Raw genomic sequence first — 6,837 nt, 5'->3', positions numbered from 1 at the left:
GCTATCTATTTTTATTCTCGGACTTGTATATGCCATGCATTTTATCGGCAGTGAACTCGGTCTCTCGCGAGGGATCAGTACTTTACTTGTATCATTTTTTGAAGCTCATGCCATTCTTGTATCGGTGATGACCGAATGGTCTATGAATCCACAGGATATTGATTTAATCAATTTATTGTTGTTAATTTTACTCGGTAACACCATCAGTAAATCGTACTTGGTATTTAAAGGAAGCAATTTTTCTCACAAATGGTTTTTTATTGCGATGATGTTTGTGGGGTTTGCGTTAAGTGTCGGTGCTACGTTTTTTTGCTCTTTTTTACTTGAGTAATGTGTTTGCGATTCTCCCTAATAAAACAAACCGCACTTTACGTCTGTGGCATAATACCCTCCACCATTGACTGCATATTTGACGAGACAAAGCATAATATCCGCTTAAGTAGCCAATAATAAATGATTATCCCAAGTTAAGGTTATTTATGCGTCTTGATCGATTTATTTGTAAAAGTACTGAGCTAGTAAAGTATGACGCGATCCAGCTAATTCATAATGGTGAGGTGTTCGTTAATGGTGTGGTTGTCAGGAATGAAGCTGTTCAAGTTCATGAAAATAATGACATCAGCTTAAACGGTCAAAAGCTTGCAGCTCGAGCGTTTCGTTATATGTTAATCAATAAACCTGCCAATACTCTTTGTTCTAATGTCGATGGTGTCTATCCGTCGCTATTCTCATTAATTGACGTCGAACGACCATCTGAGTTGCATATTGCCGGACGGTTAGATGCCGATACAACTGGGTTAGTGCTTATTACCGATGATGGCCGTTGGACATTTGCTATCACGTCCCCGTCTGGACAATGCCATAAAGTTTACCGGGTTAAATTAGCTAAGCCGATAGCAACAGATGCCGGAGAGTCTTTTTTACAAGGCATTGCTTTGCAAGGGGAGCAAGAGCTGACATTACCGGCAAAGTTGCAAATTATCACACCACAAGAAGTATTACTGACCTTAACTGAAGGTAAGTTTCATCAAGTAAAAAGAATGTTTGCTGCGGTGGGCAATAAAGTGGTGTCACTGCATCGTGAAAGTATTGGTGCTGTGAGTGCCGATGTAGCAGAAGGGGAGTGGCGTTATTTAAGCGCAGATGAAGTTCAGTCTTTTTATACATAAATGAGCGCCGCAGAACTACAGTGTTAGTATCGTTCTGAGGCGCAACCTAGCAGCATTAAGCGCAACTTATGTTGGCTAATTAACACAGGTTAATTATAAGCACCGCTAGCATAATGTAGCTCGTAGCTGTGGCTATAGATTTCTAGAATATTACCAAATGGGTCTTCCATGTAGATCATGCGATATGGCTTTTCACCTGGGTAGTAATAACGTGGTGCTTTCATGCGTTTTTTACCGCCAGCAGCAACAATTTTTTCAGCGAGTTCTTCAACATTTGGGTCTTGGACGCAAAAATGGAAGATGCCGGTTTTCCAGTATTCAAAATTATCCTTTGGATTTTCCTGATTGATAAATTGGAATAATTCGACACCGATTCGGTCACCAGTTGAAAGGTGAGCGATACGGAATGATCCCCAACCTGCACCAAATACGTCAGTACACATTTCGCCGATAGGCGTGTCTTCTTCAACAATTTCTGTAGGCTGCATAATGAGATACCAACCTAATACTTCAGTATAGAATTTAACAGCGGCATCTAAGTCTGGTACCGAAATACCAATATGGGAAAAACTGCGTGGATATGTATTACTCATTTTAACCTCTTTACACTGAATTAATGTGTTGCCATGTTGCTCGTCATTCCGAGTTGATAACGTCAGTATAGGAAGTTCAGATATAAATGTTAAATTATCAAAAATACTCATAATGATAATTTTTAGTTATTAATCGTGTCGCTATAGTATTAAGAATTGCTATGATAGCGTTGTGGTTTTATCGTTTCGGTTAATAGCACTTAAATTAATAGCATTCAGGTGAATAACATTCAGATTAAAGCCATCCGTGAGAGTGTCATGGGTGAGATTAATATTTGGGGCAGAGTAGAGGCATGACATGTTAAATCAACAATGGTTAACAACATTTATTAAACTCGTCGAAGTTGGGCATTTTACTCATACTGCAGAGCAACTTTTTATGACGCAACCTGGCGTGAGTCAGCACATTAAAAAGCTCGAGCAGCAAGTGGGTGTTGATTTACTCATTAGAATTGGAAAAAGCTTTGAGCTAACTGAAGCTGGAATTGTGTTGTATCAACAAGCATTAGTTTGGCAGCAGCAACAACAGCAAGTTTTGTCGCAATTAGCGGTTGATGATGAGCATGTCGGCGAGTGCCGTTTAGCGTGTTCGGGATCGATGGCGTTGCTTTTATATCCTCACCTTATTGACTATCAGTTGCCATATAGTCAATTACAAATCTATCTGGAAGCGGCGCCTAATAAACGCATTATTGACAGTGTTATGACCAATACCATTGATGTGGGTATAATTACGCAGCCGATTAATATGGATGAGCTGGTGGTGACTCCATTAGCTGCGCAGTCTCTGTGTCTGGTGTTACCTCAGTCTTACTCACATCAATCGGTTACATTTGAACAGCTCATGGAGCTTGGAATGGTGAGCCACCCTGATGCGATGCATTATTGGTCGCAAATAGTCGGCCAGTATTTTACTGAAAAACAAGCGTTGGCATTGCAGGTGCCCATTCGCAGTTACGTTAATCAGTTGAACCAAATTCTTGTGCCAGTGGCTAAAGGGCTCGCATTTGCTGTACTACCACAATTTGCTGTTGACCATTTTGGCCAACAACAGCATATCCGCATAGCATCTTTTACCACCGAGCAAGCCAACAATGTGGTGGTCAGTGAGCCATTGTTCATTATTTACAAAAAACACCGACCACTTGCGCGTCGCTATGGACCGATAATCGACAAAATTAAACAGTTGGTTAAGTGATGCCCATTAGCCAGGTGACTTAGCTCAGTGACTTAGCACTTTGAGCTAGCACTTTGAGTCAGTTCGCTGAGTGAGTAATATGATCTAATGCGCTGTTGATATCAGAGTATTTAAACTCAAAGCCAGCTGCTAAAGTTCGTTTAGGTAACACAAATTGACCGGTAGTAAGCAACTCTGACATTTCACCCATTGCTAGTCTTAGAGCCAATGGTGGTGTGGTTATTTTGGCCGGACGGTTTAACGCATTGCCTAATGCTTTAGCAAATTTGGCATTGCTAACAGGCTGAGGTGCGGTAGCATTAAAAATACCTTGTAAGTCTGTGTTGCTGAGTAAGTAGGCCATCAATGAAATTAAATCATCAACATGGATCCAACTCATACCTTGCTCGCCACTGCCTATTGGGCCGCCTAAACCAAGTTTGAATGGAGGTAACATTTTTGCTAATGCGCCGCCATTCTTCCCAAGCACAATACCTATGCGAGTAATACACACTCGGGTCTGTTGTGACTGGGCTTGAAGTGCGAGATCTTCCCATTTTTGGCATATATCATGGCTAAATTCTGCATGAAAACCACTCGTTTCATCAACTGGATTTTGGTCTTGTCGGCCATAGTAACCTACTGCTGAGGCACTAATAAACGTATGCGGTGGCGTGGTACTTTTACTAATAAGCTGAGTTAACGCTGCCGTGATGTCCCAACGGCTGTCGCATATCAGTTTTTTCTGCTTGTTACTCCAACGTTTATTGACTATCGGTTCGCCGGCAAGGTTGATCACTGCATCAATATCGTTAAGGTCTGATTTATCAGTAAGGGTTTGCCAATATTGATGATGGCTACCAAGATTATTTTTAGCGTTATTAATATTTCGCGTCAATATGATCAGTTGATGCTCACTAAGCGATTTAACTAAGCGTCTGCCAACAAACCCTGTTGCACCTGTGATTAATATTTTCATCTAAGCTCCCCTTTACTCATTAGAACAATATACGATGGTAACCTTAAAAAATGATCACAAATACTGCACGTAACATGTCTGTTATTGCGGTTTTTGATAGCATAATTCCATCGACACTGAGTCTGCAAAGCGCAGTGCATGGGGTTTATCAATTTCAACACTGGCAAATTCAACCCAATCATGTTCGCTAGCAATGGCGAGAGTTTGGTTTGTTAGGTTTTCCAGTAAAGAAAAACGATTATTTTCAATCAAGGCAATGATTTTTTTAGTAATGGTGCGATAATTCAACGCATCAGCGACATTGTTGCTGTTTCGCGCTTTGTCGGCACAATAATGGATAACCACATTGATGATGACATCTTGTTGGTTATTGATTTCATCTTCTTTAATGCCGATATAGGTGCGTAAACGTAAGTTTTTAATGCGTATAATAGCGGTTTCTGGTTTCATATTGAGTGAGTGGATCCCTAAAAGTAGTTGTAAGCCAATATTGTCATCAATTGATATATGAATCGACAATGAATTTTAACTTAGTTTGCAATATGTTACTGAGTTTAGCTTAGCATATAGAATCATTTTAATAAGCAATAATAAGGATTTTTAGTTCTATGAATGGATTACAACAATCGCCCATGGCTGTACGAAGTTTTGTGGTGATGGCTTGCGTAGTGATTATTTTGGCAGGAATTAAAACGGCCAGCCCAATAGTGGTGCCTTTTGTATTATCTGCATTTTTAGCGGTTATTTGTAATCCTGCTATTGTGTTGATGACGCGCTACCGTATTCCTAAATGGTTATCGATCATCTTAATGATGGGATTTATTGTGTTAATGGGCTTGTGGCTGGCCAGTTTAGTGGGCAGTTCGGTAACTGAGTTTTCCAAAGAAATGCCCAAGTATCGGGAGCAATTGATTGAACAATTTGCGTGGATCCTTGAAAAACTGCAAGATTTTAATATCCAGATTTCTCAACAAAAAGTACTCGATTATTTTGACCCCGGCATGGCGTTATCCATGACCACCAATATGTTGTCTGGTGTTGGCAATGTGATGGCTAATTTATTCCTGATTATTTTGACTATCGTATTTATGTTATTTGAAGCGCAATCAATGCCTAGAAAGTTTCATTTAGCCCTTGATGCTCCAGATAAGCGTTTAAAGCAAATCGACAAGTTTTTGCAGTCGGTTAATCAATATATGGTGATTAAAACCCTGGTCAGTTTAGCGACAGCAGTGGTTGTTGGTATCGGTTTGACAATCATTGGCGTTGACTATGCTTTGTTATGGGCTGTCATCGCTTTTCTGTTTAATTATATTCCTAATATTGGTTCTATTATTGCCGCAATTCCGGCTGTGTTATTAGCTTTTATCCAAATGGGCCCAGGGGCTGCAGGTATTACCGGTTTATTGTATGTGGGTACCAATATGGTGATGGGTAATATGGTTGAACCCCGTTTTATGGGGCGTGGCTTAGGCTTGTCTACCTTAGTGGTTTTTTTATCATTGATTTTTTGGGGTTGGCTGCTTGGCTCTGTCGGCATGTTGCTGTCGGTACCCTTAACCATGATTGTTAAAATTGGTCTTGAATCGAGTGACTCGGGCAATTGGCTGGCAATATTGTTGTCGGATGATAGTGATGACTCATTTAATGAATCCGCCAATAGTGTTAAAGCAGAAGCCGAAATTGCAGCTGAGGATGAACACACAAACGACGATGAAGAACAGGTTAATAATGACGTTGATAGTGGAGTCAGTAGTGACGCTGATAATGACCATCGCGTGGACAGTGACGCTAAAGCTAAGTCATCAACCACCAATGCATAACCCTATTGATTGTATTTAGTTTATTGAGTTAAGAGAGTGTATGAAAGGTTTTTTACAAATAGTTCCAAATTTGACGTTCGGTGATGATGTTTGCCGTTTATTTCATGGCCGTGGCGGATTATTCGCGGGCGATGAACACCTGTGTTTAGATTGGTATAAGCCAGTATTATTGCTCACCAGTTTTAAGATGCTCGAAACCGAACAACTGGATGAATTAGTGATTGCAATAAAGGCCCTTTGGCAGCAACAACGACCAACTGAAACACTTAATTTGGTGTACCAATACCGTCACGGTGGCCAAACATTCAGTGAGTTATTGCATGGCGAAGTACCAGAACAGCATATAGTAACTGAAAATGACGCGCGTTTTTTAGTTCATTTATTACGCGGACAAAACCACGGTTTATTCTTAGATATGGCCAATGGCCGAGCATGGGTGAAACAACATGCAAAACATAAGAAAGTGCTAAATCTATTTGCTTATACTTGCGGATTTTCGGTAGTGGCTTTGCAAGGCGGCGCAGATGAAGTGGTCAACATGGACATGAGTAAAGGCGCGTTAAGCATTGGTAAGCAAAACCATGTATTAAATGACTTACCCGCAGGTGCGCGTTATTTAGGCCACGATATTTTTAAATCTTGGGGTAAGTTAACCAAGCTTGGACCGTATGATTTGATTGTGGCCGATCCTCCCAGTAATCAACGTGGCAGTTTTGTGGCCACTAAAGATTATGAGCGCTTATTGAAACGTCTGCAGGATTTGCTTGCCCCGCAAGGTGAAGTGTTGCTGTGCTTAAATGCCCCTGAACTGGGTTGTGATTTTTTAATGCAACAAGTGGTTAATACCGCGCCACAATTATCTTATGTTGAGCGAATTGCTAATCCGTCCGTATTTGCTGATATTGATGAACAGAAATCATTAAAAGTATTACGTTACCGCATGAGCTAATTTATTCACGAGTTACACCTTAACCGACAGTCATGTGGCTGTCGGTTTTTTTATGGCTGTAAAAAATTCCAAGGCATATCTCATGATTAACCCCTTAATAACATCTTGGCCGTGCAAGTAGTTTTTAGTGTCTTATACTTGATACCA

At 40.5% G+C, this 6,837-nt stretch carries 8 protein-coding genes; 5 read left to right on the top strand and 3 right to left on the bottom strand.

The window, feature by feature from the left end; all coding sequences use genetic code 11:
- A partial coding sequence (locus CXF78_RS21395) for a hypothetical protein (RefSeq protein WP_180957071.1) occupies positions 1-331 on the top strand: 331 nt, incomplete at its 5' end.
- 148 nt (positions 332-479) lie between these two features.
- Complete coding sequence (locus CXF78_RS06670) at positions 480-1,169, top strand: pseudouridine synthase (RefSeq protein ID WP_102036333.1); 690 nt, start codon at positions 480-482, stop codon at positions 1,167-1,169.
- A gap of 89 nt (positions 1,170-1,258) precedes the next feature.
- Here the strand turns inward: CXF78_RS06670 and CXF78_RS06665 are convergent, their stop codons facing one another.
- Positions 1,259-1,762 carry a lactoylglutathione lyase family protein gene (locus CXF78_RS06665; protein ID WP_102036332.1) on the bottom strand — a complete coding sequence of 168 codons (504 nt, stop codon included), beginning with the start codon at positions 1,760-1,762 and terminating at the stop codon, positions 1,259-1,261.
- Between the two features lie 298 nt (positions 1,763-2,060).
- Here CXF78_RS06665 and CXF78_RS06660 point away from each other — a divergent pair, with 298 nt between their 5' ends.
- The gene (locus CXF78_RS06660) at positions 2,061-2,960 is read left to right on the top strand and encodes a LysR family transcriptional regulator (RefSeq protein ID WP_059745994.1); all 900 of its coding nucleotides are present in this window, start codon (positions 2,061-2,063) and stop codon (positions 2,958-2,960) included.
- Between the two features lie 58 nt (positions 2,961-3,018).
- Here the strand turns inward: CXF78_RS06660 and CXF78_RS06655 are convergent, their stop codons facing one another.
- Both CXF78_RS06655 and folX read right to left on the bottom strand, forming a co-directional pair.
- Positions 3,019-3,918 (bottom strand): TIGR01777 family oxidoreductase, encoded by a 900-nt coding sequence (locus tag CXF78_RS06655; protein ID WP_011638010.1) that lies wholly within the window; start codon positions 3,916-3,918, stop codon positions 3,019-3,021.
- Between the two features lie 81 nt (positions 3,919-3,999).
- Entirely contained in the window at positions 4,000-4,368 is a 369-nt protein-coding gene (gene folX / locus CXF78_RS06650) for a dihydroneopterin triphosphate 2'-epimerase (protein ID WP_011638009.1), read from the bottom strand.
- A 158-nt stretch (positions 4,369-4,526) separates the two neighbouring features.
- Here folX and CXF78_RS06645 point away from each other — a divergent pair, with 158 nt between their 5' ends.
- Both CXF78_RS06645 and CXF78_RS06640 read left to right on the top strand, forming a co-directional pair.
- Positions 4,527-5,741: an AI-2E family transporter gene (locus tag CXF78_RS06645; protein ID WP_102036331.1), complete on the top strand. Its 1,215-nt coding sequence runs from the start codon at positions 4,527-4,529 to the stop codon at positions 5,739-5,741.
- Between the two features lie 40 nt (positions 5,742-5,781).
- Entirely contained in the window at positions 5,782-6,690 is a 909-nt protein-coding gene (locus tag CXF78_RS06640; protein ID WP_102036330.1) for a class I SAM-dependent methyltransferase, read from the top strand.
- Positions 6,691-6,837: the final 147 nt, after the last annotated feature.

Origin of the sequence: Shewanella sp. 11B5 (assembly GCF_002836795.1) — a bacterium.
Lineage (GTDB): Bacteria > Pseudomonadota > Gammaproteobacteria > Enterobacterales > Shewanellaceae > Shewanella > Shewanella frigidimarina.
The sequence above is the reverse complement of the archived record's forward strand: the minus strand, read 5'-3'. Positions and strand labels throughout refer to the sequence as shown.

What these genes read in the sequence shown, in the direction of transcription:
- CXF78_RS06670 (WP_102036333.1), top strand. Translation starts at nt 480, where the DNA reads ATGCGTCTTGATCGATTTATTTGTAAAAGTACTGAGCTAGTAAAGTAT.
- CXF78_RS06660 (WP_059745994.1), top strand. Translation starts at nt 2,061, where the DNA reads ATGTTAAATCAACAATGGTTAACAACATTTATTAAACTCGTCGAAGTT.
- CXF78_RS06645 (WP_102036331.1), top strand. Translation starts at nt 4,527, where the DNA reads ATGAATGGATTACAACAATCGCCCATGGCTGTACGAAGTTTTGTGGTG.
- CXF78_RS06640 (WP_102036330.1), top strand. Translation starts at nt 5,782, where the DNA reads ATGAAAGGTTTTTTACAAATAGTTCCAAATTTGACGTTCGGTGATGAT.
- CXF78_RS06655 (WP_011638010.1), bottom strand. Translation starts at nt 3,918, where the DNA reads ATGAAAATATTAATCACAGGTGCAACAGGGTTTGTTGGCAGACGCTTA.
- CXF78_RS06665 (WP_102036332.1), bottom strand. Translation starts at nt 1,762, where the DNA reads ATGAGTAATACATATCCACGCAGTTTTTCCCATATTGGTATTTCGGTA.
- folX (WP_011638009.1), bottom strand. Translation starts at nt 4,368, where the DNA reads ATGAAACCAGAAACCGCTATTATACGCATTAAAAACTTACGTTTACGC.